We start from the raw sequence: 257 nt of genomic DNA, 5'->3' as shown, positions 1-257 counted from the left end.
CCATCTTTCCTTTTACATTCCACCAGAAGGCACTCCATCCGCCTCTAAGCTCTTTTATGATCTCATACACGTTTTTACCGGTTGCTCTGTTCATAAGCTTTGCAAAAACCTGTCCTTCGGTAGTTGTCAGGTCGCGTAATTGCTTTTCATATTGGTCGGCCAGCATATTCTGTCTTTCTCTCACAAATTTTCGCTTAGCCTTGCTGTCCATATCATCCATGTCTTTCTGGATATCTCTGTACTGTTGTAGTGCGGCA

The 257-nt window shown here is 43.6% G+C and carries 1 protein-coding gene; it reads right to left on the bottom strand.

The annotated features are described in order from the left end of the window. On the bottom strand, positions 1-257 hold a 257-nt coding region (locus SCA31_RS24270), incomplete at both ends, for a DUF4294 domain-containing protein (RefSeq protein WP_410699539.1).

The sequence above is a fragment of the Chryseobacterium sp. SIMBA_028 genome, from assembly GCF_046535285.1.
Lineage (GTDB): Bacteria > Bacteroidota > Bacteroidia > Flavobacteriales > Weeksellaceae > Chryseobacterium.
Note: the sequence above shows the minus strand (reverse complement) of the source record. Positions and strands in the feature narration are given on the sequence as shown.